General features: G+C 61.1%; 22 protein-coding genes. 11 read left to right on the top strand and 11 right to left on the bottom strand.

Going from position 1 to position 26821, the window contains the following annotated elements; all coding sequences use genetic code 11:
- Window positions 1-14 precede the first annotated feature (14 nt).
- The 4 genes from KGA88_RS02320 to KGA88_RS02335 form a co-directional block, all read right to left on the bottom strand.
- The gene (locus KGA88_RS02320; protein ID WP_110657645.1) at window positions 15-350 is read right to left on the bottom strand and encodes a hypothetical protein; all 336 of its coding nucleotides are present in this window, start codon (window positions 348-350) and stop codon (window positions 15-17) included.
- A 58-nt stretch (window positions 351-408) separates the two neighbouring features.
- Window positions 409-864, bottom strand: coding sequence for a glycine zipper 2TM domain-containing protein (locus KGA88_RS02325; protein WP_110657647.1), 456 nt, complete (start codon window positions 862-864; stop codon window positions 409-411).
- Between the two features lie 181 nt (window positions 865-1045).
- Window positions 1046-2167 (bottom strand): acyl-CoA dehydrogenase family protein, encoded by a 1122-nt coding sequence (locus tag KGA88_RS02330; RefSeq protein WP_223588601.1) that lies wholly within the window; start codon window positions 2165-2167, stop codon window positions 1046-1048.
- Window positions 2164-3306 carry an acyl-CoA dehydrogenase family protein gene (locus tag KGA88_RS02335; protein WP_110657652.1) on the bottom strand — a complete coding sequence of 381 codons (1143 nt, stop codon included), beginning with the start codon at window positions 3304-3306 and terminating at the stop codon, window positions 2164-2166. Before KGA88_RS02335 ends, KGA88_RS02330 begins: the two co-directional genes overlap by 4 nt.
- 142 nt (window positions 3307-3448) lie before the next feature.
- Between KGA88_RS02335 and KGA88_RS02340 the strand changes: the two genes are divergently transcribed.
- The 3 genes from KGA88_RS02340 to KGA88_RS02350 all read left to right on the top strand — a co-directional run bounded on the left by KGA88_RS02340 (window position 3449) and on the right by KGA88_RS02350 (window position 6177).
- Window positions 3449-4234: an enoyl-CoA hydratase/isomerase family protein gene (locus KGA88_RS02340; RefSeq protein ID WP_223588606.1), complete on the top strand. Its 786-nt coding sequence runs from the start codon at window positions 3449-3451 to the stop codon at window positions 4232-4234.
- 11 nt (window positions 4235-4245) lie between these two features.
- Complete coding sequence (locus KGA88_RS02345; RefSeq protein ID WP_223588610.1) at window positions 4246-4896, top strand: TetR/AcrR family transcriptional regulator; 651 nt, start codon at window positions 4246-4248, stop codon at window positions 4894-4896.
- Window positions 4897-5061: 165 nt separating this feature from the next.
- Window positions 5062-6177, top strand: coding sequence for a CaiB/BaiF CoA transferase family protein (locus KGA88_RS02350; protein ID WP_110657657.1), 1116 nt, complete (start codon window positions 5062-5064; stop codon window positions 6175-6177).
- Window positions 6178-6240: 63 nt separating this feature from the next.
- Here the strand turns inward: KGA88_RS02350 and KGA88_RS02355 are convergent, their stop codons facing one another.
- Window positions 6241-6786, bottom strand: coding sequence for a DinB family protein (locus KGA88_RS02355; protein ID WP_223588613.1), 546 nt, complete (start codon window positions 6784-6786; stop codon window positions 6241-6243).
- Between the two features lie 509 nt (window positions 6787-7295).
- Between KGA88_RS02355 and KGA88_RS02360 the strand changes: the two genes are divergently transcribed.
- The 5 genes from KGA88_RS02360 (at window position 7296) to KGA88_RS02380 (ending at window position 13328) form a co-directional block, all read left to right on the top strand.
- Window positions 7296-8546 carry an OprD family outer membrane porin gene (locus KGA88_RS02360; RefSeq protein WP_223588616.1) on the top strand — a complete coding sequence of 417 codons (1251 nt, stop codon included), beginning with the start codon at window positions 7296-7298 and terminating at the stop codon, window positions 8544-8546.
- A gap of 160 nt (window positions 8547-8706) precedes the next feature.
- Entirely contained in the window at window positions 8707-10068 is a 1362-nt protein-coding gene (locus KGA88_RS02365; protein WP_110657663.1) for a spinster family MFS transporter, read from the top strand.
- 84 nt (window positions 10069-10152) lie between these two features.
- Window positions 10153-11127 carry an AraC family transcriptional regulator gene (locus KGA88_RS02370; protein ID WP_223588620.1) on the top strand — a complete coding sequence of 325 codons (975 nt, stop codon included), beginning with the start codon at window positions 10153-10155 and terminating at the stop codon, window positions 11125-11127.
- A 96-nt stretch (window positions 11128-11223) separates the two neighbouring features.
- Window positions 11224-12330: an NAD/NADP-dependent octopine/nopaline dehydrogenase family protein gene (locus KGA88_RS02375; RefSeq protein ID WP_223588623.1), complete on the top strand. Its 1107-nt coding sequence runs from the start codon at window positions 11224-11226 to the stop codon at window positions 12328-12330.
- Window positions 12330-13328, top strand: a complete 999-nt coding sequence (locus KGA88_RS02380; RefSeq protein ID WP_223588625.1) for a 3-hydroxybutyryl-CoA dehydrogenase — start codon at window positions 12330-12332, stop codon at window positions 13326-13328. The genes KGA88_RS02375 and KGA88_RS02380 overlap by 1 nt, the downstream gene beginning before the upstream one ends.
- A 123-nt stretch (window positions 13329-13451) precedes the next feature.
- On the opposite strand, the gene KGA88_RS02385 is transcribed toward KGA88_RS02380, so the two are convergent.
- Entirely contained in the window at window positions 13452-14723 is a 1272-nt protein-coding gene (locus tag KGA88_RS02385; RefSeq protein ID WP_110657669.1) for an MFS transporter, read from the bottom strand.
- Window positions 14724-15070: 347 nt separating this feature from the next.
- Between KGA88_RS02385 and KGA88_RS02390 the strand changes: the two genes are divergently transcribed.
- On the top strand, window positions 15071-16156 hold the full coding sequence (locus KGA88_RS02390; protein ID WP_263295986.1) for an MFS transporter: 1086 nt from the start codon (window positions 15071-15073) through the stop codon (window positions 16154-16156).
- 62 nt (window positions 16157-16218) lie between these two features.
- Window positions 16219-17313, top strand: coding sequence for a LacI family DNA-binding transcriptional regulator (locus KGA88_RS02395; protein ID WP_110657671.1), 1095 nt, complete (start codon window positions 16219-16221; stop codon window positions 17311-17313).
- Window positions 17314-17379: 66 nt separating this feature from the next.
- Here KGA88_RS02395 and KGA88_RS02400 read toward each other — a convergent pair whose 3' ends face one another.
- From KGA88_RS02400 to KGA88_RS02410, 3 genes are read right to left on the bottom strand one after another with little or no spacing between them, the layout of a single operon-like run.
- Window positions 17380-18990, bottom strand: coding sequence for an FAD-dependent oxidoreductase (locus tag KGA88_RS02400; protein ID WP_223588629.1), 1611 nt, complete (start codon window positions 18988-18990; stop codon window positions 17380-17382).
- A 17-nt stretch (window positions 18991-19007) separates the two neighbouring features.
- Window positions 19008-20795, bottom strand: a complete 1788-nt coding sequence (locus KGA88_RS02405) for a thiamine pyrophosphate-binding protein (protein ID WP_223588631.1) — start codon at window positions 20793-20795, stop codon at window positions 19008-19010.
- The gene (locus KGA88_RS02410; protein ID WP_223588633.1) at window positions 20792-21517 is read right to left on the bottom strand and encodes a ThuA domain-containing protein; all 726 of its coding nucleotides are present in this window, start codon (window positions 21515-21517) and stop codon (window positions 20792-20794) included. Before KGA88_RS02410 ends, KGA88_RS02405 begins: the two co-directional genes overlap by 4 nt.
- Window positions 21518-21912: 395 nt before the next feature.
- Between KGA88_RS02410 and hisD the strand changes: the two genes are divergently transcribed.
- Window positions 21913-23196 (top strand): histidinol dehydrogenase, encoded by a 1284-nt coding sequence (hisD, locus tag KGA88_RS02415; protein ID WP_223588636.1) that lies wholly within the window; start codon window positions 21913-21915, stop codon window positions 23194-23196.
- Between the two features lie 826 nt (window positions 23197-24022).
- On the opposite strand, the gene KGA88_RS02420 is transcribed toward hisD, so the two are convergent.
- Both KGA88_RS02420 and KGA88_RS02425 read right to left on the bottom strand, forming a co-directional pair.
- Window positions 24023-25609, bottom strand: a complete 1587-nt coding sequence (locus KGA88_RS02420; RefSeq protein WP_223588638.1) for a GMC family oxidoreductase — start codon at window positions 25607-25609, stop codon at window positions 24023-24025.
- Between the two features lie 127 nt (window positions 25610-25736).
- Window positions 25737-26816, bottom strand: coding sequence for an ABC transporter ATP-binding protein (locus KGA88_RS02425; protein ID WP_160386772.1), 1080 nt, complete (start codon window positions 26814-26816; stop codon window positions 25737-25739).
- Window positions 26817-26821: the final 5 nt, after the last annotated feature.

Consider the following 26821-nt stretch of genomic DNA (forward strand, 5'->3'; position numbering starts at 1 on the left):
CCGAGCCGAAAAAATTACTTCAGGGTAATGGTCCACGTAATAAAGCCGGCAATGCCGGTGGTGCAGGTCAGCGCTATCAGGAAAAGAGCATCGGTGAGCTTTTCCAGCAAGGGGTTGCGGTTGATTTTCTGGGTGCGCAACGTCCAATAGGAAAGCAGGGTGGTGATCAGGTACAAAATGGCGTTGATCGCAAGAAAGTCATCACCCAGCGAGTTTTCACTTCTCAGCGTGGTGATGACCTGGAATATCCCGATCACCGTGATGCAGACGCCCACCATGGCGGCGGAGGCGGTGAAGACATGAACGCAGATATCTTCATCGAGGCTGACAGGCGATTTGTTCTCGCTCATCGGGTGTCACCTCTTCAAGGGTCAAGACCGACATCTGCATCCATTACCCTGGCCGCCACTAGCTCTGTGGCACTACCCGCGCTTCGTTGCCGGAACCTTCGACATAAACGTTCATGCCTTTTTTCAACGCGGGGTTGATCGGCTGGGTCACCTGGACCAGTACGCCGCTGTGGGTGCGGACGATGATCTGCTGGGCGTCCATGGGCTGATCATATTTTTTCTTTTCGACGTAGTTGCCGCCTACCCCGCCAGCGAGGGCTCCCGCGACCATTGCCACATCCCGGCCCGTACCCTGGCCGATCAGGCTTCCCAGGGCTAAACCGCCGATACCACCCAATATGGCCCCGACGCCGCTATCGTGATTGGTCTGCATCTGGGTCTGGGTAATCTGCTCGATCTTGCCCGAGCGAATCTCCGTCTCGCCTGCGCCTCCACTCACGGAGTCGACCGCGGAACAGGCACCAAGCACTAGACCAAGCAGCGTAATCGTCAGCCAGGAAACAATAGTTTTCATCGTCGAACTCCATTTTCAGAGGAAGTGGATCATGCAAAAGCATCCATTGACGTTAGACGAAAAAGCGGCCTCTGCTATCAATGTGGCGCCAAGCGCAAAATGCCGGCACCCGCTTTACGGGTGCCGGCTCATAGGCGTCATTGACGCAGGTTGACTGAGGGGCCTTCGACAGTGCCTGTTGTCAGAACTGGCGCTGCGTCAGTCCCGCCCAGAAGCCCTTGCCACCGACCGCGATCGCTGCCTGGCCGAGGACTTCAGCCCACTGCGAATCGCTGCCGAATTCATCGCGCCACGACCACAGGCGGCGGGTGGTGAAATGCAGGGTGTGCTCGTGGGTGAAGCCGATGGCCCCGTGAACCTGATGAGCGATAGACGTCGCCAGGGTGGCGGCCTCGCCAGCGCAGACTTTGGCCACGGCCACATCGAACGCCAGGCAGCTGCGGCTACCGGCGTCGGCTTGCAGCACTTCGCAGGCACTGCGCAAGGCAACCTGGGTCGCCATGCGCGCGGCACCGATGGCACCGGCCATCTGCGCCAATTGCTGCTGGATCGCCTGGAATTTGCCGATGGCCTTGCCGAACTGGGCGCGTTCATTGGCGTAACCGACGGCCTTGTCCAGGCTCGACTCCAGCGCACCGACCAGCGCACAGGCACGGATCAACGCACCGAAGACCCAGACAGGCTCCTGCACATCGGCCAGTTGCAGGTGGCCAACGGCGTGAGTGCGAGCATGGGCGAAGTGCAGGGTGTCGCGCTCCTCGCCGGCAAAGTTGCTGCCGGCCTCCAGGCTGACGGTGGCCTGGCGCAGGTCCACCAGCGCCACCTGTCCTGTGCCATCGGCGACCACGGCCCAGCGACTGCTGCGGGCCCACGGCACATTGAATGTACGGCCGTCGAGATGACCCTCCGCGGTCAAGACCAGCTCACCGAGGCGACCGATCTGGATCAGCGTGATGGGCTCTTCGGGCACCTCCAGACCGGCACGGGCCAGCAACAACGAGGCGAGCATGGTTTCGCCCAAAGGCAGTGGCGCGCTCCAGTAACCAATGGCGCGCAATACCGGGCTGACTTCCAGCCAACTCGCGGCGCTGCCGCCGGCTTCTTCGGCCATCAGGGCGCCGGGCAGGCCTTGCTCGACCACCTGTTGCCACAACGCTGTCGCGGCGTGGCCGGCATCGAAACTGGCCAGCACCTGAGGCGTGATCTGTTCGGCGAACAGGCGCTCGACGCTGTCGGCGATGATCGATTGCAACTGGGATGGAGCACTGTCGTCCAGCGCTTGAGAGTGGGTGGCCTGGTTCATCGCAGTCCTAATCCTCTGGCAATGATGCCGCGAAGAATTTCGCGGGTGCCGCCACGCAGGGAAAACGACGGGGCGGTCTGGGTCAGGTAACGCATCACCTGGTCGAGTCGGGAACCGGGTTGGCGGGTGCCGCCAAACAGGTCATGGGCAAGGTCGGGCAGGGATTGTTCGAGCAGGGCGCCCTGATCCTTGACCAGCGCTGCCGGAGTTGCCGGGTTGTCGCCGCGAGCGAGCATGCCGGCGACGCCCAGCGACATCTGCCGCAGCACCGCGTAGCGCGCGGCGACGCGACCGAGGCTGACACTGTGGCGCGAATCCTCGGGGTCGGCGGCGTCGAGCATTTCCAGGTACAGCTGGGTGCTGCTGAGGTAGCGTTCCGGGCCGCTGCGTTCAAGCGCCAGTTCAGCGCCGACCTGCTTCCAGCCATCGCCTGGCTGGCCGATGACAAAGTCGTCTGGCACAAACACATCGTCGAGGAACACCTCATTGAAGTCGTGCTCGCCCAGCATGTTGTAGATCGGACGTACCGTGACGCCCTTGGCGTGCATGTCGATCAACAGTTGCGAAAGGCCCGCGTGGCGATTGCTGTCATCTTTCGGACCGGTACGCAGCAGGGTGACCATGTAGTGGCAGCGGTGGGCACCGGTAGTCCAGACCTTGCTGCCGTTGACGACCCAGCCGCCCTCGGTCTTGACCGCCCTGGTCTGCACCGACGCCAGGTCGGAACCGACATTCGGCTCGCTCATGCCAATGCAGAACAGCAGTTCGCCGCGTGCAATCGCCGGCATCAGTCGCGGCGCCAGCACATCGGGGGAAAACTTCATCAGCAACGGACCGGATTGACGCTCGGCGATCCAGTGCGCATTGACCGGCGCGCCAGCGGCGAGCAGCTCCTCAAGCACCACATAACGTTCCAGGGCACTGCGTTCCTGTCCGCCGTAGCGCTTGGGCCAGGTCATGCCCAGCCAGCCGCGCTGGCCCAGCTTGCGGCTGAATTCAGGGTCGGCGCCATTCCAGTTTTTCGCGCGTTCGTGGGCCGGGTAGTCCTTCAGTGTTTCGGCGACGAATTCGCGCACTTCGGCCCGTAAAGCCTGTGTTTTGGCGTCCAATTGACAGGGACGGATATCGAGTGCCTGCATGGCTTTTTGCTCATGTGAAGAGTGGGTGGTGGTCTTGTTTTCTAACTTGCTGAACGCCCAACAAGTAAATAAGCTAACAGCAACCTTGGCAGCGAATCAAGCCGCTGCCACTCTTGAACATCGCCAAAGACACGGAGCTTTCATGTCGACCAACACCTCCTTTATCCCCGGCCGCGGCCTGACACTGAACCTTGAAGGCCATGTCGCGATCCTCGATTTCAATCGTCCGCCATTGAATTTTTTCGATGCCGAGCTGATCAATGACCTGGCCGACGCACTGCAATACCTCGACGATTTGCCAGAGTGCCGGGTCGTCATCCTGCAGGCTGAAGGCAAGGTGTTCTGTGCCGGGGCCGACTTCTCGGGTGCCGATCAGCGCGACCCGCAATACCCGCGTCGCGTCTACAAGTCGGCCGTGCGCCTGTTTCGCAATCGCAAGCCGCTGATCTGTGTGGTGGAGGGCGCCGCCATCGGCGGCGGCCTGGGCCTGGCGCTGGTCGCGGACTTTCGCGTGACCAGCGAAAAAGCGCGGTTCTCGGCCAACTTCAACCGGCTCGGCATTCATCAAGGCTTCGGGATTTCGGTTACCATGCCGCGCCTGGTCGGCCCGCAAATGGCCTCGCTGCTCATCGCCACCGGGCGCCGCATCGATGGTCGCGAAGCGGTGCGTATCGGTTTGGCCGATGTACTGGCAGAGCCGGGCACGGAGCGACAAAAGGCCCGCGAGCTGGCCGAGGAAATCGCCGCTTCGGCACCCGGCGCGGTCATGTCCAGTCGTGAAACCCTGCGCATGGGGTTGGCCGATGCGGTTGACCGGATCATCGATCGCGAGGCGTCCGAGCAGGAATGGCAGATTGTCAGCACCGATTTTGCCGAAGGCACCCGCGCCATGGCCGAACGTCGCACGCCCGTTTTTACAGGACAGTAAGGAATCACCCGATGGAACCCGTTGAAAAAACCACCCGGCCGACGTCGCGGCGCACGCAACTGGAGCGTCGCGCCGAGGCGGAACAACGCCTGCTGGTCGCTGCCCGACAGATCGTTGCGCGCAAGGGCTGGGTCGGCATGACGCTGTCGGAGGTGGGCGAGGAGGCGGGCTACAGCCGTGGCCTGGCGACTCACCATTTCGGCAACAAGGCCGGTCTGCTGCGTGCCCTGGCGGGTTTCGTCAACTCGACGTTCATGGAGTTGGTTCAGGCCCGGTCGCCACAGTGGCGCCCGGGGATGGATGCGCTCAAGGGATTTGTCAGTGTCTATCTGGCGCGCCCGGACGGCGACTGGGTCAATACCCGCGCGCTATTGGCCCTGATGTCTGAAGCGGTGACCCAGGACTCGGAAACCGTGCAGGTCCTCGCCGAGTACAACCTCTCGGTGCAAAAGCACCTGGCACGCTACATCCGCGAAGGCATCGACAACGGCGAGATGCGCCCGGACGTGGACCCGATGACGGGCGCCTTGCTGTTCCTGGGCACGTTGCGCGGCATGATGCTGCAGGTCCTGCTCAATCCTGCGGGCGTCGACCTGGAGTTGGTGCATTCGCAGATGCTGGCTTTCGTTGAAAACGCCTTGGCGTGCGCGCCGTCTGCTTGAGTCCGCGGTCCTGCACGCAGGGATGCAATCCCTTTTTCGCCCTATAGCCCCCCACCGCGGGGGGCATGTTCGGGGTGGGTGCCCTGCTAGCGTAGTGGCCATGCTTCGCGCATCGCGCGCGATCAATGCCCCGTTGTCAGCTCCCGACGAAAAAGGAAAAAACACATGCTCTCAGGTATCAAAGTCGTAGAAATCTGTGGCATCGGCCCGGGGCCGTTCTGTGCCATGCACCTGGCCGACCTGGGGGCGGATGTCATCGCTGTCGAGCGTGCCGAGTCAGTCTCGATCACCGGCCAGGCCAATGCCCCGGTCAATCCGCTGAACCGAGGCAAGCGCTCGGTGGTGGCCGACCTGAAAACCCCGGAGGGGCGCGAAGCGGTCCTGAAACTCATCGAGAGCGCCGACGTGCTGATCGAGGGCATGCGTCCCGGGGTCATGGAACGCCTGGGCCTCGGACCGCAGGAATGCCAGGCGCGTAATCCACGCCTGGTCTACGGGCGCATGACCGGTTGGGGCCAGAACGGCCCGATGGCCAGTGCCGCCGGTCACGACAACAACTACATCGCGCTTTCGGGGGCGCTGTACCACAGCGGCACGGCCGGCGAAGCGCCGTCCTCGCCGATCACCCTGATCGGCGATGTCGGTGGTGGTGCGCTGTATCTGGCGGTCGGTGTGCTGGCCGGTGTCCTCAGTGCCCGGCAGACCGGCAAGGGCACGGTGGTCGATGCCGCCATCGTCGACGGCTCGGCGCACATGATGCAGTTGATGATGTCACTGACCCGCCGAGGCCTGCTCCAGGAGCAGCGCGGCAAAAGCGTTCACGACGGCTCGCATTTCTACGCCACTTATCGCTGCGCCGATGACCAGTACGTGGCGCTGGGTTCGATGGAGCCGCAGTTCTATGCGCTGTTGCTGCAAAAGCTTGGGCTAGAGCATGACCCGCGTTTCGCCAAACAATGGGACAGCAAGCGCTGGGAGGAACTGCGCGGGCTGTTGGCCGATGTGTTCGCCAGCCAGCCGCGCGCGCATTGGTGCGATCTGCTCGAAGGCACCGATGTGTGCTTTGCGCCAGTGCTGAGCCCGCGTGAGGCCGCGCAACATCCGCATATGGTGGAGCGGGGCGTGTATTTCGAACGCGATGGCCTGCTGCAGGCCAGTCCCGCGCCGCGATTTGACGGCCGGGTCGCGACGCCGGGAGCGATTCCGACACGGGGTGCGCACACGGCCGAGGTCATGGCGGGCCTCGACGGCGATGACCTCACCGCTGTCTGGCGCTCGTAGTTTGTGGACATCCCGCTGGCCTTGACGCTGGCCAGCCGACAACCTTGCACGTACTGGCGATATCTATGGTGTGCGCGATTCGGATGGAATAAGGATGACCAGATCCGTATCACCGGTGTCGACACCTGCTTGTGAAAGCAAGGTCGTCACTTGCCCGCGGTGGTGGGTCTGATGGTTGAAGAAGTGCATGAGCAAGCCATGAAAATCCTTGTCGGCGGGCACTCCCTTCATGCTTGAGTAGTTGAGGATGTGATCCAGGTCCGACTCGGTAATGGAGCGAGACCAATCGACAATGACTTGGTCGAGCCACACTCGATGTGCCGACAGCTCGCGGATATTCGAGAACAGCAACTCGTTGAGGTTCCTGGGGGCAGGCAGCTGTCGAATCGGCTCCAGCGCCAGGTAGTTCGCCGGGTGCGTGGCGAATCGCTTGAGCCAGACAGTATCCCCGGCCACCAGGTGATTGAGCGTCCCGAGAATGGAACCGAAGAATGCTTTGCGGTCCGCTGCGAGTTCTTCATCGGACAGGCTGTTGGCCGCCTGGCAAATCTTTTCGTTCATCCACTGGTTGTAGGTCGCCATCAGGCAGGTATGGCGGGTGCGGCTCATGGTGTTCCTCCTTTCAGGTCACCCATATTGATGTCTGTTTTCCAAACAGTCTCTGCGTTTTTACACACGCTGGGTCGAGAGCGGCCACATCTTTACCTGTAGGCCTGGGTTCTGGCCCGGTTCAGTGCCAAGGCGCTTTGCATCAGGCTGCGCAATTGGAGAATTGCCTGCGCAATCGGGGAGGTTGGCAGGCAGTGCAATCGCTAGTTTAGGGCTCATCCACTTCCACGACGTCGGTGCCGGTTTCCGCTATGTGGGTGGTGTGGACTAAGGGAAACCTTTAGCCGGGCGGGAGATTACCCCTCAACGGATGCTGTTCATCTTGATACCCCCGCGGCGTCTACTGACTTACCTTGCACAGGCACGAGGCGTGTCGTCATGGCGGACTGGTCCATTGAGCCCACCAGGCGCTTTACCCGATAACAACAAAAGACCGGCGCTTTTAGTTTTTAGTTTAATTCTGCTCCTATAAATACAGTGCCCAGCACATACAGATGTGGAGAAGTTAGATGCATGAGGTAAAGCAATCTTGCCGAGGGCTCAGTATTGCCAGCGTGTTGGGGATGATCTGTTCGCCATTGGCAGTGCATGCCGATGTTATTGATGACAGTCACTTCAAAGTGGATACGCGTAACTTCTACTTGCACCGTAACTACACCAATACCAATGCGCCGGTTTCTGAAGTGCATAGTTGGTCCCAGGGTTTCGATGCGCAGTTCACCTCCGGTTACACCGACACGGCCTTGGCCATCGGCCTTGATGTGGACGCGCAATACGCCGTGCGCCTGGATTCGTCGGGCAACGACGGTTCGCTGCCGTACAGCGTCAGCGAACAGCAGACGGCCGATGACTACAGTCGCGCCGGCGCAACCTTGAAGATGCGCTACAGCAAGACCGAGTTGAAGGTGGGCGACCTTCGCCCACAATTGCCGGTGGCTTTCGATGACACCAGTCGGCAATTGGATACGATCTATCAAGGGGCGGTGGTCGAGTCCAAGGAAATCGATGGGTTGACGATGACCGGCGGCCGTTTCTGGTCGGCGGCGACACGGGAGTCTTCCAATCACGAGAAACTGTACAAGTTTGGCTCTACCGATAATCTCGACAGTGACGGCCTGGACTTCGGCGGCGCAACTTACGACATTACCAAGAACCTGCAAGCCAGTTATTTCTATGGCGTGTTGCACGATATTTATCAGCAACACTATTTCGGCCTGATGCACATGGCTGATCTGGGTAATGGCTACAAACTTAAAACCGACTTGCGCTACTTCAATAACAATGAAGATGGCAATGCATTGAACGGTGAGATCGACAACCGCTCCTACGGTGGCTTGTTCACCTTGCTCAAAGGCGCCCACATGTTTGGTCTCAGTTACCAGCGCATGCTCGGTGACAGCGTGTTCCCGACGATGAACGGTTATATCCCGCAACCTTACCTGGTGCACTGGTCGTCCCTGGGGTTCGTCCGCCCGGGTGAAAAGTCCTGGGGCGCGCGCTACAGCTATGACTTTGCCGGCATGGGCATGCCGGGGCTGAAGCTCTACACCCGCTACATCAAGGGCACCCACTGGAACCGTGGCAACAACCTCAGCGATAACCAGGAAAGCGAACGTTTCCTCGGGCTCAGCTACGTGGTGCAGAGCGGGGCGCTGCAAGGCCTGGGGCTGGACCTGCGCAACATCGACGTGAAACAGAAGTACGGCTACGACTACAACGAATTTCGAGTCGCCACGACCTACACCTGGAAGTTCTGGTAAGCCCGGTCCACCCAGGGATTGACCCCATAACAATAAGAGGCCTGACCATGTTCGAACCCTTTGTCCTTTGCATCTGCCCCGCAACTTCCCAGTCGGTGTGCTGTGCACCGTCAACCGGCGCGCTGCGCGCATGAGCGGATTCCAAGAGGAGCAAACACTAGTGAATATCCAGGTCGATAACGCGGTCCTACAGCAGCAGAAGAAGAAAACCTACATCTACGAGTGGTACGTGGTCGGCTTGTGCATGATCGCCTACATCTTTTCGTTCGTGGATCGGCAGATCCTGGCGTTGATGATCGAGCCGATCAAAGCCGACCTGCAGATCAGCGACACCCAGTTCAGCTTGCTGCACGGGCTGGCCTTTTCGTTGTTCTACGCGTTCATGGGCATGCCCATCGCCTATCTGGCCGACCGCTTTTCGCGCCCGAGGATCATCGCTGTCGGCGTGGTGTTCTGGAGTCTGGCGACAGCGGCCTGCGGCCTGAGCAAGAACTTCTTGCACATGTTCCTCGCGCGCATTGGCGTCGGCGTCGGCGAAGCGGCCCTGTCGCCCTCGGCCTACTCGATGTTCAGCGATATGTTCCCCAAGGAGAAACTCGGCCGCGCCGTGGGCATCTACTCGATCGGCTCGTTCGTCGGTGGTGGCCTGGCCTTCCTGGTGGGCGGCTATGTGATCGCGATGCTCAAGGACATGAACACCATCGAGGTCGCCTTTCTCGGCGCGATGAAGGCCTGGCAACTGGCGTTCTTCATCGTCGGTCTGCCCGGCATGCTGGTCGGCCTGCTGATCTGGCTCACCGTCCGTGACCCGGCGCGCAAGGGCCTGCAGGTCGATGCGCAGGGTCGGGCGAAGAAGGTTGCGATGAGCGATGGCTTGCGTTTCCTCGGCCGCCACCGTGCCACCTTCACCTGCCATTACCTGGGCTTTTCGTTCTACGCCATGGCCCTGTTCTGCATGATGAGCTGGAGCCCGGCGCTGTACATCCGCAAGTTCGGCCTGTCGCCAATGGAGGCGGGCTACATGCTCGGCACCGTGCTGTTGGTGGCCAACACCGCCGGGGTGCTGTTCGGTGGATGGCTCACCGACTATCTGGCCAAGAAAGGCTATCAGGACGCAGCCATGCGCACCGGCGTCATCGGTGCCCTCGGCATGGCGGTGCCGGCCGTATTGTTCCCGCAAGTCGATCAACTGTGGCTGTCGGTGACGCTGTTGGTGCCAGCGATGTTCTTCGCCTCGTTCCCGATGCCAGCCTCCACGGCGGCGATGCAGATCCTCGCGCCGAACCAGGTGCGTGCACAGGTTTCTGCCGTGTTCCTGCTGATCAGCAACCTGCTGGGCCTGGGCCTGGGCACCACGCTGGTGGCGTTGCTGACCGACCGCTACTTCGGCTCGCCCGCGGCGGTGGGTTCTTCGATGTCGCTGGTGATCGCCGGTGCCTCGGCCTTGACGGTGCTGTTGCTGTGGCGCGGTTGCCGTCGCTTCCGTGAAAGTTATGCCCGGGAATATCCGACCCGGGCCTGATCAGCCACAGACCGCAATCGGCACCTCGGCCTCGCTCCTTCAACGGATGCGGGGCTGATGTGCTTCAGACAGGGGGAATCCTTGATGTTGAATGACGTACACCTGCTGGAACGGCACAGCCTGCTCAGCTCGGCCGATTACCGCGAGATCAAGGACAAGGTCAGCCACTACCTGTGCCCGCACAGTTTCAACGTACTGCGTGACGAGCCGATGTACACCCGGCTCAACGGCGTGTTTTTCGGCGACTCGGCGCTGCTCGACTTGAGCTATGGCGCGCCGGTGGAGATCACCATCGGCGACATCGCCGATCAGTACCTGTTTCGCATTACCTTGCAAGGGCAGTGCGAAGTCGCCCACGGTCGGCGCAGCGCGGCGATGCAGTCGGGCTACCTGAGCGTGTCCTCGCCATTTGCGCAAAGTCGCATCGTCACCAATGGCGAGTGCCGCAACCTGATCCTGCGAGTCGATCGCGATGCCCTGGAGACGCAACTGCAACGCCTGCTCGGCCGCAGCCTGCGCCAATCGGTGATCTTCGATGTCAGCGTCGACCACCTGGGCGCCGGCGTCGTCAGCCTCTATCACACCCTGGACTACATCTGCCGGCTGTACGGCAGCGGCGTCGACGGTTCGTGCCTCGCCGGCGGTCTGTCCGAATACCTGATGCAACTGCTGCTCACGCAATTGCCGCACAACTACTCGGCGGATCTTTTGCTCGATTCGCGCGCGCCGCTGCCGCACCACGTGAAGAAGGCCCGTGACTACATCGAGGAGCACCTCGACGAACCCATCAGCCTGACGACCTTGAGCGAGCTGTGTGGCGTCTCGGTGCGCACCTTGCAGAACGGCTTCAACCAGTTCCTCCAGCAGGCGCCAGTTGAGTACATCCGTGACCGCCGACTGGCGGTGATCCATGAGTCGCTCAAACAGGGCAGGGCCGGTGAGACTGTCACCGATATCCTGTTGCGTCACGGCATCAACAGTTTCGGGCATTTCTCCAGCGCCTATCGGCAACGTTATGGCTGCCTGCCGTCGGACACCCTGCGGCGGCAGAAGCATTGAGACTGCTGCGCAATCCGTCATTCGGCTGCGCAATCGGATGAGTCTGTGGCGGTGCGGCTCGATAGGATCGAGTCTCTAACAAAAAGGAGTATCTGCATGAATATTACCGTGCTGGGTGGTGGTCACGGCTGTTACGCCGCTGCTGTCGAAATGGCTGAAAAGGGGCACCAGACCCGCCTGTGGCGTCGAGACTCCGCCGCGCTCAAGGAGCTGCTGGCCATCGGCAGCCTGACCATCAAGGACTACAAGGGCACTCGCCAGTTGTCCGTCGGCCAGCAGGGCGACAAGCTCTCGTTCACCGACGACCTGGCCGAAGCCCTGGCCGACGCGCAACTGGTGATCATCCCGCTGCCGTCGACCTCCCACGAAGACCTGGCCAAACATGTGGCGCCGCACCTGCACGACGGTCAGGTGGTGTTCCTGCCGCCGGGCACCTTCGGCAGCTTCGTGTTCGCCAAGGCCATGGCCGATGCGGGCAACCGCAGCAAGGTCGCCTTCGCTGAAACCGGCACGTTGCCGTACCTGGTGCGCAAGCATGGCGCCAGCGATCTGGTGATCAGCGGCTACGCCACCCGCCTGCCGACTGGCGTATTTCCCAGCAACCTGTCCGAGCATGCGTTCGCGGTGCTGCGTGAAGCCTATCCGAGCGTCGAGCCGATTGAAGACGCCCTCAGCGGTGCGCTGATGAACGCCGGTCCCATCATTCACCCGCCGCTGATCATGATGAACGCCGGTCCCCTGGAGCATTTCGAGTCCTGGGACATTCACAACGAAGGCACCCAGCCGTCGATTCGTCGCGTGACCAACCAGCTTGATGCCGAGCGCATGGCCGTGCGCGAAGCACTGACCTACGGTGCGCCGCACTTCCCGCTGGCCGACCACTACAACACCACCGAAGGCGAAGAGTGGATGTACGGTCGCGGTGCCCATGGCAAGCTGACCGACAGCGGCGACTGGCGTGAAGACATCGACCTGCAGAAGCATCGCTACATGCTCGAAGACACCCGCCTGGGCCTGTCCTTCCTGGTGTCCGTCGGCCGCTGGGCCGGTGTGCCGACCCCGGTCGCGCAGGGCTTGCTGAGCATTGCCTCGGTCGTCGCGGCTCGTGACCTCTATGCCGAGGGCCGCACCCTGGAAAACCTCGGTCTGGCCACGCTGAGTCGGGCGCAGATGACCGAACTGCTGACCAAGGGCTACAACTGATGAACGCCGCGCTGCCCCAAGTCAGCGTGGTCGGTGCCGGCCGGATGGGCGAGGGCATTGCCCTGGCATTCATCCATGCGGGCCTGCCGGTGACGCTCATCGATATCAAGGATCGCGCCGAGGATGAGCGACAAGGCTACTTCGAGCGAGTGCGCAACAACATCCGCGGCGAACTGCAGATGCTGGTGCGCCTGGGCATGCTCGCGCCTGCACAGGCGGACATCGCGATCTCCCGGTTGACGCTGCAATCCCGGTCCCGGGCCGCCGAGGTTTTGCGCCAGTGCGACCTGGTGTTCGAAGCGGTGCCGGAAGTCATCGCGGTCAAGCAGGAGACCTTCGCGTGGGTCAGCGAGCATGTCCCGGCGTCGACCATCATCGCGTCGACCACCTCGACGTTCCTGGTCACCGAGTTGAGCGAAATGGTCAGTGAGCCGCAGCGCTTCGTCAACGCGCACTGGCTCAATCCGGCCTACCTGATGCCGCTGGTGGAAGTCAGCCGCAGCGAAGCGACCTGCCCACAGGTGGTCGAGCGGTTGCTGCAACTGCTCAAGCGCATCGGCAAGGTGCCTGTGGTGTGCAACCCGGTGGCTGGCTACATCGTGCCGCGCATCCAGGCACTGGCGATGAACGAGGCCGCACGGATGGTGGAAGAGGGCGTGGCCAGCGCGGAAGATATCGACACCGCGGTGCGCGTCGGTTTCGGTTTGCGCTTCTCGGTGCTGGGCCTGCTTGAGTTCATCGACTGGGGTGGAGGCGACATTCTCTACTACGCCTCGCGCTACCTGAGTGGAGCGCTGTCACCGCGTTTCGAGTCGCCGCAGGTGATTGCCGACAACATGCAAAACGGCCGCAATGGCTTGCGCGATGGCCAGGGTTTCTACGATTACCGCGACCTGGACGTGGACGCCTACAAGCAGCAGCGTCTCGGCGACTTTGTGCGCAAGTTGGAGTTGTCGGGGCTGACGCCGGCGTTCGATGGCGCCTTGCGGCAGGCCTGAACATCAGGGTCCGGAGGTCGGGCCCTGATCAGCGCACTGCCTGCTATTCCACTGCAGGGATAGCAGGCCTGCGCGAAATCCGCCTTGCCTGCCGTCGCGCTGGGTCTGCATTGGGCCGATGGGCTAGGCGCTGGTGTTGGTGGCGGCGCACTGTTTCACGCCTTTGTCGCCTTTTGGCGCTCTCATCAGCAGCGGGCCGAATGTTGCCAGCAGGCCAAGCATGATCAACGGGAAAAACATCAGCGAATCCAGGCCGAAATGGCTGACGATCACGGTGATGGCGGCGGGCCCCACGAGCATGCCGGAGAAACCGATGCAATTGACGATGCCGATGTTGCGGCCCGCATGTTGCGGGTCCCGGCGTCCAGCCGCGGAAATCATCAGCGGCGCGATGCAGGAAAGGCCGAGGCCGAACAACGCGAAGCCGAGGATGCCGGTAACGGCCGTGCCGCCGACGATGGTGAGGGTCATGCCAAGGACGCAGACTGTCCCGCAGGCGAAAACCACTTGGGCATTGCCAAAGGTTGCCGCCAGCCGGTCGCCGAACAGACGCCCGATGAACGCCGCACCGACGAATATCGACACCGCCATGCCCGCAGTGGAAGTCGAGGTCGAGAACTCGCGGCGCATGTATTCCTGGCCCCAGTCGGCGATTGCATTCTCACCCATCATGCTGCCGAGCAGCAGGGCGCCGAGCGCAATCATCACCAGAAGCGTTTTGGTCGACGGCCCCTTGCCGATTTCATCCGCGGACTGAGCGCCCGCTTGCCAGTCGCCCAAGGCAGCGTCGGGGACGTCATGCTTGCCCAGCAGCCACCGGCTGAAAATACAGCCGACGATCAACATGGCGATACCCAGCACGGTAAAAGGCACTTTTACGCTGTCGGTGTAGAAACCCGTCAGCCAGCTGCATGCCATCCCGAGCAGAAAACCACCCAGCGAATAGAACGCATGGAAGCCGGACATGATCGAGCGCTGATAAAACCGCTCGACCTGCACGCCATGGGCATTCAACGCCGTATCCAGGGCGCCGCGCAGCAGTCCCAGGACAACGCCAAAACACATCGCGAACCAGAAACCGCTGACGAAACCCAGCGGGATAATGGACAGCGGGTAGGCGAGGGCGCACACGGTGATCACCGGTTTTGCACCGAAGGAGTCCAGCAGACGCCCGACCAGCAGCGCTCCTGCCGCCGAGCCGACGCCGACCCCGAGTGCGATCAGGCCGAAGTTCGCGTCACCCAGCTCACCGGTAAAGCCCAGTTGTGTCCTGAACACACTCACCCCGGTCGACCAGATGTACATCATTGCGCCGATCATCATGAATCCGAGAAAGGTCGCGATACGCGCCTTGCGGATGCGTTTGGGCACTGGAGTTTTTTGAACGTTATTCATCACGCTGCATTGTCCCTGTTGTTTTTGTTGGGTGTGCATGCAAAAGCTGGGTAAGACCAGAAAGAGTTATACGTATAACTCCAGCAAAAATAGCATTGGTGGCGCCACTGATGTCAACTGTTTCGAGCGTCATTCTCAAGTCAGGCGACGTATAGCACGCAACCCGGTTCACCGAGGCTGCCGGTTTTTAATGGATCCTGTGGCCGAACGGATTATTTTGAGTTATACGTATAACTCTAAATAATCCGAGCCCAGGGGTGTCCGTGTCGTCTCAAGAATTGCTACTGCCGTGCGCTACGCCTCATCTACCGGCCTATCGATCGACGTTCCTGCTGTCAGGGGTATGCATGGGCGCCTGGGCGCCGTTGGTGCCCTATGCGCGCACGAGAGCGGGGATCGACGACGCTGCCCTGGGACTGCTGTTGCTGTGCCTTGGCCTGGGCTCACTGGTGATGATGCCGCTGGCGGGCATTCTCAATGCGCGCAGGGGCTGTCGCTTTACGATGCACGTGGGTATTGCCCTGGTGCTGCTGACCTTGCCCTTGTTGGCGACGACTCATTCCTTTGCCGGCTTGATGTTCAGCCTCATCGTGTTCGGGGCAGGGTGCGGGTCGGTCGACGTGACGATGAACGTTCAGGGCGTGATGGTCGAACGCGCGACCGGACGCTCGCTCATGTCCGGCTTTCATGGGCTGTTCAGCCTCGGCGCGATTATCAGTGCGGCGGGTATCACTGCATTGTTATGGCTGGGCGCCACGCCGTTGGTGGCAAGCAGTGCGGTCATGGCGATCCTGGTCACCTTCGTCCTGACGCATGGTCGCCAGTTGCTGGGGCGCAGTGGTGACGAAGGCGCCCCGATATTTGTCAGGCCCACCCGAAAAGTTTTACTGCTGGGTATGCTTTGCCTGTTCGCCTTCCTCGCGGAAGGGGCGATTCTCGACTGGAGCGCGGTGTTCCTGGCTGACGAGCGAGGTGTCCAGCATTCGCTGGCCGGCCTGGGCTACGCGGTGTTTGCGGTCATGATGGCGCTGGGCCGATTGAACGGAGACCGGATACTGTTGAAGCTGGGCGCGCGGGTGGTGCTCATCGGCGGCGGACTGGTGGTCATGTCCGGGTTCGCGATGGTGGTGTTGGCGAATGACTGGCTATTGAATCTCGTGGGGTTCGCGGTGATAGGCGCAGGTCTGGCCAACATCGCTCCGGTCTACCTGTCGCTGGCAGGCGCGCAAACGTCGATGCCTGGTGAGCTGGCCATTGCCGCCGCCACCAGCTTGGGCTACCTCGGCATATTGATGGGGCCGGCGGCCATCGGGTTCGTCGCCCATGCAAGCAACCTTTCGCTGGCATTGCTCGTCGTTGCCTCGTTGATGATCGCGATCATTTTCAGTGCCACTCGACTGGTTCCGAAGGTTTCGCCGCAACGGTTACACTGAGCACATGGCGTTTTTTTTACTGACCTCTCATGAGGTTTTCAAAACAGATCGGGAAGCAAGCGATGGCATCCGTTTCAATGAAAGATGTAGCACTGGCGGCGGGGGTGTCTCAGCCTGCGGTGTCTTACGCCTACAATCGCCCATCCAAACTGTCCGAGGCCCAACGTGAGCATATCCTTGCCGTAGCCGCGTCACTGGGCTACCCGGGACCCAATGTGCTTGGCCGCAGCCTTCGCTCGGGCAAGATCGGGGCGATCGGGTTGATGATGATGGACAAGTTGTCCCTGGCGTTCGCCGACCCTTGCACCGTTGCCTTGCTGCGCGGGATCAGCGAGGTGGGCGAACTGGAGAACGTCGCGCTGACGTTGTTCCCGCTCAACAACAATCGGCTCATTGGCCGCACACCCGCAGCGAACCACGGCAGCCTCGCGCTGCGCGGGCTGGTGGATGGCTTGATCATCTCGACCCTGCCTGATGACCATCCGGCCGTGCTGGCCGTGGTGAAACAGAACATTCCGTTTGTGGTGATCGATTCGCCATTGGTGGAAGGCTCCTTTTTTGTCGGGATCGATGACCGCGGTGCCGCACGCGCGCAGATGCGTCACTTGCTCGAGCTGGGGCACCGCAAGATAGGGGTCATCATCGACCGGCTGAACCCGGATGGATATCGCGGACCAATCGACCGCCACCGCTTCAAGAGTGCCAGCGAGCGTATCGTCAGGGAGCGGCTGACCGGCTATGTGGAGGAGGCCAGTGCAGCGGGCCTGGCATTCGAGGACCTGAGCATCATAGAGGCCGGCGGGCTTGATTCGACGTCCGGGCAAGCCGCGGCCTTTACCTTGCTGACATCCAGCGACGTCACGGCAGTGGTTGCCTGTTCGGATGTCATGGCGATCGCCTGCATGAAAACCGCCCACGCGCTCAATCGCGAGGTTCCGCAAGCCCTTTCGGTGATTGGCTTCGACGATATCCCCGAGGCGGTGCAACTGGGCCTGACCACCATTGGCCAACCCATCGTCGAGAAAGGCGTCTATGCGGCAAGGCTGTTGACCGAGCAGTTGAATGCGCCGGCCGATGCTCCGCTGCAGCCTGAACAGAAGATTTTCGCCACCAAACTGATCGTGCGCACTTCGACGCGCAAGGTGCAGGACGCTTGACACCGTTCGATGAACGAGGCTGCGGTGACTTGCACAACCGCAGCCTTCACTTTCACCCTATGCCGTTCACGGCGCCAATTGCTTGAAGTTCGCCGCGACCCGCAGGGCGTTGGCGGCGATGGTGAGTGCCGGATTGACCGCGGCCGATGACGGGAAGAAAGAACTGTCGACCACCCAGACATTGTCCAGGTCATGCATCTTGCAATTGATGTCCAGCACGCTCGACGCCGGGTCCTTGCCCATGACCGCCGTACCGCATTGATGCGAATTGGTGGCAATGCCCATGCGCGCTTTCAGGATCAACGGGTAGCCAGCCGCCCGCATGACCTGGCTGGTCTTGCTCACCAGGCCTTCATGGGCCTTGAGGTTGTTGGGTTGCCAATGGACCTTGATCGCACCGCGCTGCGCGTCATAGGTGACCCGGTTCTCCCGGGTCGGCAGGTCTTCCGACGTCAGGTACAGGTCGACGCTGTGATCGGTGATGTAGCGCGAGGCGAACTTCGGCAGCCACGGACGCATGGAGGTGATCATCGGTTCGCGGATTTTCCCCAGCATCTGCACGTTCCCCAGGGGGAACGAGTTGTTCGCACCGGCGCTGTACCAGTCGTTGATGGCCAGGGTCTTCTGGAAGATCACCTTGTTTTTGCGTCGAGGGTCGACCGCCAGCATGAACGTGCTGTTGTGCACCATGTAGTTGCGACCCACTTGCCCGGAACTGTTGCCCAGGCCTTCGGGGTGCTGTTCGTTTGCCGACTTGAGCAGCAGCGCGGCGCTGTTCACCGCACCGCAGGCCAGTACGAAGCGCTTGGCGTGCAGCGTCACGGCACGACCATCGATCAGGCCGTGGGCTTGCGTGACCGTGCGCCCGTCCGCCGCGGTTATCAGTTGCTTGATCGTGGTACGGGTCAGCAACCTGACGCTTGCGCTGCGCAAGGCCGGCCTCAAGGCAGAGACTTCAGCGTCAGCCTTGGCGTCCAGCAGGCAAGGGTAACCATCGCACGTTGAGCACAGTACGCAGTCACCGCCATTGCCATAGTCCACGGCTGCGGGCATCACGAAAGGCTTGAGGCCTGAGCGGCGCATGCTCTGCTCCAGGGCAGCCAGGGCCGGGTCGTGCTCGAGCGCCGGTTGCGGGTAGGGGGCCGAGCGCCAGGGCTCGCTGGGGTCGACGCCTGCCTGGCCGTGTACCCGGTAGAGTTTTTCCGCCTCGGCGTACCAGGGTTCCAGATCGGCATAGCTGATCGGCCAGGCCGGGGAGAGGCCTTCGGCGTGCCGGATTTCGGCAAAGTCTTCTTCGCGAAACCGTGGCAGCATCGCGCCATAGAATTTGGTGTTTCCACCGACGTAATAAAATACGCCAGGCGAAAAGGGTTGGTTGGCTTCGTCCAGCCACTGCTCGGCATTGCGGTAACGGCCTTGTCCGAAGACCGATTCGCTGCTCCAGTTGTGTATTTCTCGCGGCAGGAAATCACCACGTTCGACGATCACAATGTCCAGCCCGCTATCGCGCAACGCATGGGCAAAGGTCGAACCGCCCATGCCCGAGCCGATAATCACCACATCACAATTGATATTGCCATCTGCATCAGGTGTCACCACGTCGAGGACGCGCGGTTCGCGCGACGCCCCCGATTGTGGATTCAGCTCTGCATGATGCGAAATCAATGCATCACTCATTTGAGCTGCTCCAGTTCTTACAGGTGTTGTTCGGAGTTGCGGATTTCCCAGTACTCGTCCTGACGTTCGTCAGTGATGTATTCGGGAATCGGGAAGTCCCACCAGCCCGGTACCCAAGGGCCGGCAGCGTCGCGGTCAGTCGGGATTTCGATCAGCACCGGAGCGTTCAGGTCCAGCGCCTCCTGCAGGATCGGCTCAAGGTCTTCCGGGCGTTCCACACGGTAAGACTTCAGGCCGAAGGCTTCGCCAACCGCTTTGAAGTCCGGGCTGTATGGCGTGCCGTCCGGGTGGTTGAACTCGGTGCCGATATGGCGGCTGGTCTGCTTGCGCTGACCACCGCGAATCGACATGTACCCGGCGTTGTTCTGGATCATGAACACGACCGGAATGTTGTTGGTCACGCAAATCGCGATTTCCTGCGACGTCATCAGGAAGTCACCGTCGCCCAGGATGCAGACCACCGGTTGGTTCGGCGCCGCCAGTTTGGCGCCGATGGCGGCAGGCACGGCCCAGCCCATGGAGGAGAACCCGCCAGAGGTCAGGTGCGTGCGCGGGGTATAGACCGGGAAGGTCTGTTTGACCGCGCCCTGGGTGTTGCCGGAACCGACCACCACGATGGTGTCGCGCGGGAAGATCTTGCGTAACGCGCCCAATGGACGTTGCGAGGTGAACGGGAAGCGGTCGGAGTCACGACGGCCGGCGAGCTTGGTTTCCCATTCGTCCTGATAACCGCGCAGATCGCCGAGGTACTCCTCGCGATCGACAGTCTGGCCTTTCAGGCCTTCGACGATATGGGCCAGTGCGTGTTTGGCGTCTGCGCAGATGCCCACGGTGACGGGGTAGTTCTTGCCGATTTCGTGCGGGTCGATATCGATGTGGATCAACTTCGACGGCGGAATGGCGAAGGTCACGCCCTTGGCATAACTGGACGACGACCAGTCGGTGAAGCGACAACCCACGGCGATAATCACATCGGCGGTGGAGGCTACTTTGTTGCCGCACATCGTGCCGGTCTGGCCGACGCTGCCGGCGAACAACGGGTGGTCTTCGGGGAAACCGCTTTTGCCGTTCCAGGTGGTGACCACCGGAATTTTCCAGGCCTCGGCCAGGGCGAGCACTTCAGCGCTGGCTTCACCCGTGATGACACCGCCACCGATGACCAGCACCGGGCGCTTGCAGGCCTGCAGTTCTTCAACGGCGCGGGCCGTGGCCGCCGGATCCGGGAAGCACTTGCCGATCGGCGTGCGTTCTTCCAGGGCATGGAGGGTCACTTCCGCGGCTTCGGCCTGAACATCCATCGGGATTTCCAGATGGACCGGACCCGGGCGGCCGGTGACCATCGAGCTCCAGGCCCGATGCATCATGAACGGCAACTCTTCAACGCGCGTGGCGACCCAGTGGCGCTTGGTCACGGCTTCGGCGATTTTCGGGAAGTCGTTATCGGTGTAGCGTTCCAGCTCCTGCAGCAGACCGTGGCCACGCATGTGGGTGGGCGGCCCGCCAGTGATCAGCATCAGGCTGGTGGAGTCGGTGAACGCGGTGGCCATGCCGATTACGGTGTTGGCGGCACCGGCACCGATGGAGGTGACCGCCGCCATCGGCTTGCCGGCCACGCGGTAGTAACCATCGGCCAGATGCACGGCGCTCTGTTCGTGGAAGACCTGGATGAACTTGAGTTTCGAGTCTTCCTCGAGGAAGGCGTCGGTGAGTGTCCAGATACCGTGGCCGGGAATGCCGGCGACATACTCGACGCCGTAGTTTTTCAGGGTTTGTGCCACGATCTGGCTGCCGGTCAATTTGCTCATGACAGGACTCCTTGGGTTGATGAAAGCGGGGTGGATGCGGTGGTTTTGCCGTGACCTTCAGCTCGTCCGCGCGTTGCCCAGTTCAGGCCCTGTTTGGTCAGGCGGCGGATATTGGGGTCGGCCAGGTTGCTGGTGTCGTGTCCGATGGAGTGGTAGAAAACGCGCCCCAGGCCCCACTGGCGTACCCAGGCAACCGGGCTGCGATGGCCCTTGATCCACGGGAACGGGTTGCCATCGAACGTGGTTTCGGCGAGCACATGGATGTTCGGGTCCACCTGCATGTAGTACTGCTCGGAACGCACCTCGAAATCCTCGACGCCTTGAGTGACCTCATGCGTGTGGTCGATGACGTTGACCTGGTAAGGATGGGGAAAGCCTTCGCCCATCGGATGCTCAAGAAAGGAGCCGCCCAGCACCCAGTGGTACTTGAGGCTGGCGCGAAAGGCCGCCCCCGCACCGTGCCAACCCACCAGGCCGGTGCCGCTTTCGATCGCTTCGAGCAGGCGGTTTTCCTGCGAGGCGGTCAGCGTTTCAGTGGTGACCGCGTTGTTCCAGCCAATCACGATCAGGTCGTAACCGGTCAAATCCCTGTCCAATGTGAAGATGTCGGTCGACTCTTCAATGTCGAAATCCAGCTCCTGGAAAACGGTCCGGGCCCATGCGGCGATTTCGTAGGGGAAATGGCCGGGCCAGCCACCGTATAGATACAAGACTCGACTCACGGTTGGTCACCTCTTAGGTTGGGTGTGATTATTAGGTTATACGTATAACCGCTTATTTAAGCTATCACTCAAAACGCCGCTGTCAATGCCTTGATCAAATTTTTAATGGAATAGCCAGTCTGGCTTGGGTTTGCGTGGAGATGCGGTGAACAGGCACGGACAGTAGAACGGTTTTGTTCAAGTCGGTTTTGATAATAAAAGGTTATACGAATAACACGATCGCCCGCGCCAGAGCGGCTGCGCTGCTGCAAGTGCTTCAACTTTGCGTCTGTGCTGCGTCAGATCGCGTCAGCAATAGGGCGGCTGCGAAATTGCCCGGAGCAGGGGGGTGCGAAAAGATGTTTGCCAATGCTGAGTGCATGTTGCGTGCATCAAGAACCACCAGGAGCAAATTGATGATTCGTTATCTGAAAAAAAGTAAGCCGGTCGAAGCCCAAGCCGAAATCGCTGCGCAAGTGCGCGAGACGGTCGAGCAGATCATTGCCAATGTCGCCAAGAACGGCGATGCAGCCGTTCGCGAGTATTCGAAGAAATTCGATAAGTGGGAGCCTGCGACCTTCCGCCTGACCGACGAAGAAATCGCCGCGTGCGTCGCCAGTCTTTCGGAACAGGAAATCAGCGACATCAAGTTTGCGCAGGCACAGGTGCGGCGTTTTGCCGAGGTGCAAAAAGCCTCGATGCACGATGTCGAAGTCGAAACACTCCCGGGCGTGATCCTCGGGCATCGCAACATTCCGGTGAACTCGGTGGGCTGCTATATCCCCGGCGGCAAGTATCCATTGCTGGCATCGGCACACATGAGCGTATTGACGGCCAAGGTTGCGGGCGTCAAGCGCGTGGTTGCAGCGGCGCCACCGTTCGACGGCAAGCCTCATCCGGCCATCGTGACGGCCATGTACCTGGCCGGCGCCGATGAAATCTATTGTGTTGGCGGCGTTCAGGCCATTGCTGCGTTGGCGTTGGGCACCGATGCCTTCAAGCCTGTCGATATGATCGTCGGCCCGGGCAACGCCTATGTCGCCGAAGCCAAGCGTCAGTTGTTCGGCAAGATCGGCATCGACCTGATTGCCGGGCCGACCGAAACACTGGTGATAGCCGACGACAGTTCCGATGTCGAAATCATTGCCGCGGACTTGCTGGGGCAGGCCGAGCACGGCGTCAACTCGCCCGCGGTGTTTTTGACCAACAGCGCTGAGCTGGCGGAAACCCTGCCGGCGGAAATCGAGCGCCAGCTGGGCATTTTGTCGACCGCGCCCGTTGCCTCCGTCGCCTGGCGTGACTATGGCGAGATCATCCTGTGCGACACCGTGGACGAACTGGTCGAGGAAGCCGACCGCATTGCCTCCGAACACGTCCAGGTCATGACCCGTGACCCTCTGTATTTCCTGGAACACATGACCAACTATGGTGCGCTGTTCCTCGGGCAGCGCACCAATGTCTCCTACGGCGACAAGGTGATCGGCACCAACCACACATTGCCCACCACCGGAACCGCGCGTTACACCGGCGGCCTGTGGGTCGGCAAGTTCATCAAGACCTGCACCTATCAGCGTGTCCTGACTGACGAAGCCTCTGTGCTGGTCGGCGAGTACTGCTCGCGCTTGTGCGGCATGGAAGGTTTTGCCGGGCACAAGGAACAGGCGGATATCCGGATTCGCCGTTACAAACAGGCCGTGTGATCGTCCAGTGGTAAAAAAGGCTCTCCATTCGGGGAGTTTTTTTTGGACTTTCAGCGAGGGTCGTTAACGGTAACGCGTGCGAACAGGGTAAACGCGGCGCACTGGAGTCCATCGCCAGCAAGCCGGCTCCTACAGGTATTGCGTGTTTCGACCGGGACGCGGTCCCTTGTAGGAGCTGGCTTGCCAGCGATGATCGTCAACGATAACGCGTGTAACCCGGATAAACGCGGCGCATTTGAGTCCATCGCCAGCAAGCCGGCTCCTACAGGTATTGCGTGTTTCGACCGGGACGCGGTCCCTTGTAGGAGCTGGCTTGCCAGCGATGATCGTCAACGATAACGCGTGTAACCCGGATAAACGCGGCGCATTTGAGTCCATCGCCAGCAAGCCGGCTCCTACAGGTATTGCGTGTTTCGACCGGGACGCGGTCCCTTGTAGGAGCTGGCTTGCCAGCGATGATCGTCAACGATAACGCGTGTAACCCGGATAAACGCGGCGCACTGGAGTCCATCGCCAGCAAGCCGGCTCCTACAGGTATTTCGTGTTTCGACCGGGACGCGGTCCCTTGTAGGAGCTGGCTTGCCAGCGATGGTCGTCAACGATAACGCGTGTAACCCGGATAAACGCGGTGCACTCGAGTCCATCGCCAGCAAGCCGGCTCCTACAGTTTGGCGTTCACACTATTTTGACTAGGACGCGGTCCCTTGTAGGAGCTGGCTTGCCAGCGATGGTCGTCAACGATAACGCGTGTAACCCGGATAAACGCGGTGCACTCGAGTCCATCGCCGGCAAGCCGGCTCCTACAGGTATTGGCCCTTTGCCCGGGTTACCCCGCGCGCTGAATGTGATGAGCCGCCTTCTCGCCGATCATGATCGCCAGCGCATTGGTATTGCTGGAACACAGGCTCGGTGCGATGGAGTTGTCGGCGATCCGCAGGCCATCGATCCCGTGTATACGCAGTTCGTTGTCCACCACCGCCATGTCGTCCATACCCATCTTGCAGGTGCCTACCGGATGCAGCGCAGCGTGGGCGTGCTGGCGCACGAATCGCCGATAGTCATCACGCGTGCGTAACGGTTCCGCGGGCACGTGCTCGCGCTGAATGTGCCCGGCCAATGCGGCCTGGGACATGATGTGCCGACCAAACTCGGTGGCCTGCGCCATGCACTCCAGGTCAAACGGGTCGGCCAGGTAATTGGGCTCGATGCGGGGCAGGTCCATGGGATCTGCGCTGTGCAGTTGCAGGAAGCCGCTGGAACGAGGGCGGGTCTGGCAGACGTTCAAGGTGCAGCCGTTGCCACCAGGAACGGACCCTACGCCGTCCTCGACGCCGGCCCCGGCCATGAAACAATACTGGGCGTCCGCACGGTTCTCGGCCAGGGAAGTACGCCAGAAGGCGCCACCTTCGACCACGTTGGAGGTCACCGGGCCTTGGCGGAACAGGGCGTACTGCAAGCCGGCGGCGATCTTCCAGTGCGGCTTCTTGTACTTGTCGTAGCTCAAGGGGCGACGCAGTTCATTGATCAACGACACTTCGATATGATCCTGCAAATTCCGCCCGACCCCCGGCAGGTCATGGATCACCCTGATGCCTTTGTCTTGCAGGTGAGCGGCCGGACCAATGCCCGACAGCATCAACAGTTTTGGCGTGTTGATCGCCCCAGCGCTGACAATCACTTCGCAATCGGCCCGCAGCACCTGGCGACGGTTCTTCTCAAGGTATTCAACGCCAATGGCGCGTCCGTTTTCGACGAGGATGCGCAACACCCGGCAATCGGTCTTGACCGTCAGGTTGGGGCGCCGCCGCGCGGGTTTCAGATAGGCCACCGAGGTGCTCGATCGCAGGCCGTTGCTGGCGTTGATCTGATACAGCCCGCAACCGTCCTGCACCCCGGAGTTGAAATCGGCGTTGTAGGCCAGCCCTGCCTGCTGGCAGGCCTGTAGCCAGATTTTGGTCAAGGGGTGGGTAAAACGTTGATCGCAGACACCGAGCGGGCCGTCGGTGCCATGGGCGTCGTTGCTGAAACGGTCATTGCTTTCGCATTTCCTGAAGAACGGCAGGACGTCCTTGTAGGCCCAGCCCCTGGCACCGCCCTCGGCCCAACTGTCGTAGTCGGCAGGTTGCCCGCGCAAGTACACCATGGCGTTGACGGAACTCCCGCCACCCAGTACCCGGGCCTGCACCATGGTCGGATTCGGCGTGCCGATATAGCCGGCCGGTGGCTCCCAGGGGTAGCGTTCCACCAGGTTGCCCTGACTGGTTTTATAGAAACCCACAGGCAGATGAATGAACGGGTGGGTGTCTCTCGGCCCTTCCTCCAGCAGCACGACCGACGCCTGTTTGTCTTCGCTCAGGCGCGAGGCGATGACGCACCCGGCTGACCCACCCCCGACCACGATATATTGGACCATTGTTGTTCACCGTTCAGGTCAAAAAAAACGCCGGATCAGGCTCTTGGTGAAGAGCTGATCCAGCGTCGGTGTTAATCGCAGACCCGGCGCGAAATGCCGCAGGGATTGCCGTTCAAACGAAAGCTGTTCAGGCGGGTATCACCACGAAGCTGTCCGGTTTGCAGGTCAGGGCGACATCCGCACCGGGCGGCAGTGTGAGGCTGCCGGGGGTCGGCAACTGCTGGCACTTGAGGTCGAGGGTTCCGCCGGCTACGGCGACGCGGTAAATCACCCGATTGCCGATGAACGACGTGTCTTTGACTTTCCCGGCAAAGGCCCCGTTGGCCAGCGGTTTGCCCAGGGCAGGCTCGAGGCCGATGGTTTCCGGACGGATCGACACATTGACCGGCCCGGCACCGAGGGTGTTCTTGGCCGTGTGTGCGTAGCGTCCGAACGGAAGCTCGACATAACCGCTGCTGGCATCGGCCGGCCCATAGGTGCCGTTGACGATATTGGTGTCGCCGAAAAATTTGGCGGCGAACAAGGTGCGCGGCGACCAGTACATCTCCTGTGGCCCACCGATCTGCTCGATGCCGCCCTTGTTCAACAGCACCACCCGGTCGGAGAGGATCATCGCTTCGTCCTGGTCATGGGTGACGTAGACGAAAGTGGTCGAGGTCTCTTCGTGGATCCTTTTGATCTCGTTGAGCATGTGGTGGCGAATCTTCAGGTCCAGGGCCGCCAAGGGTTCGTCGAGCAACAGCACGGCGGGGCGGTTGACCAGGGCCCGGGCCAGGGCGACCCGTTGCGCCTGGCCGCCACTGAGCTCGGAGATCCAGCGATTCTTGAAGCTTTCCAGTTGCACCAACTCCAGTGCCTTGGTCACTTCACGCTTGATTTCGTCCCGCGGTTTCTTTTTCAGGCGCAGTCCGAACGCCACGTTGTCGAAGACATCGAGATGCGGGAACAGGGCGTACTTCTGAAACACCATGTTGACGGGGCGATGTTCCGGTGCCAGCGCGGTGGAGTCCTTGCCGTCGATCACGACCTTGCCGGTGGTCGGTTCCTCGAAGCCCGCGATGATCCGCATCAGTGTGGTTTTGCCGCAGCCGCTGGGGCCGAGCAGGGTCAGGATTTCGTTGCGCTTTACGGTCAGGTCGACTTTGCCCAGGGCAGTCAGATTGCCGTAGCTCTTGGATATTCCGGTCAGTTCGATACTGTTGGTCATGGCGA

It is taken from the genome of Pseudomonas sp. A-R-19, assembly GCF_019956575.1.
GTDB lineage: Bacteria > Pseudomonadota > Gammaproteobacteria > Pseudomonadales > Pseudomonadaceae > Aquipseudomonas.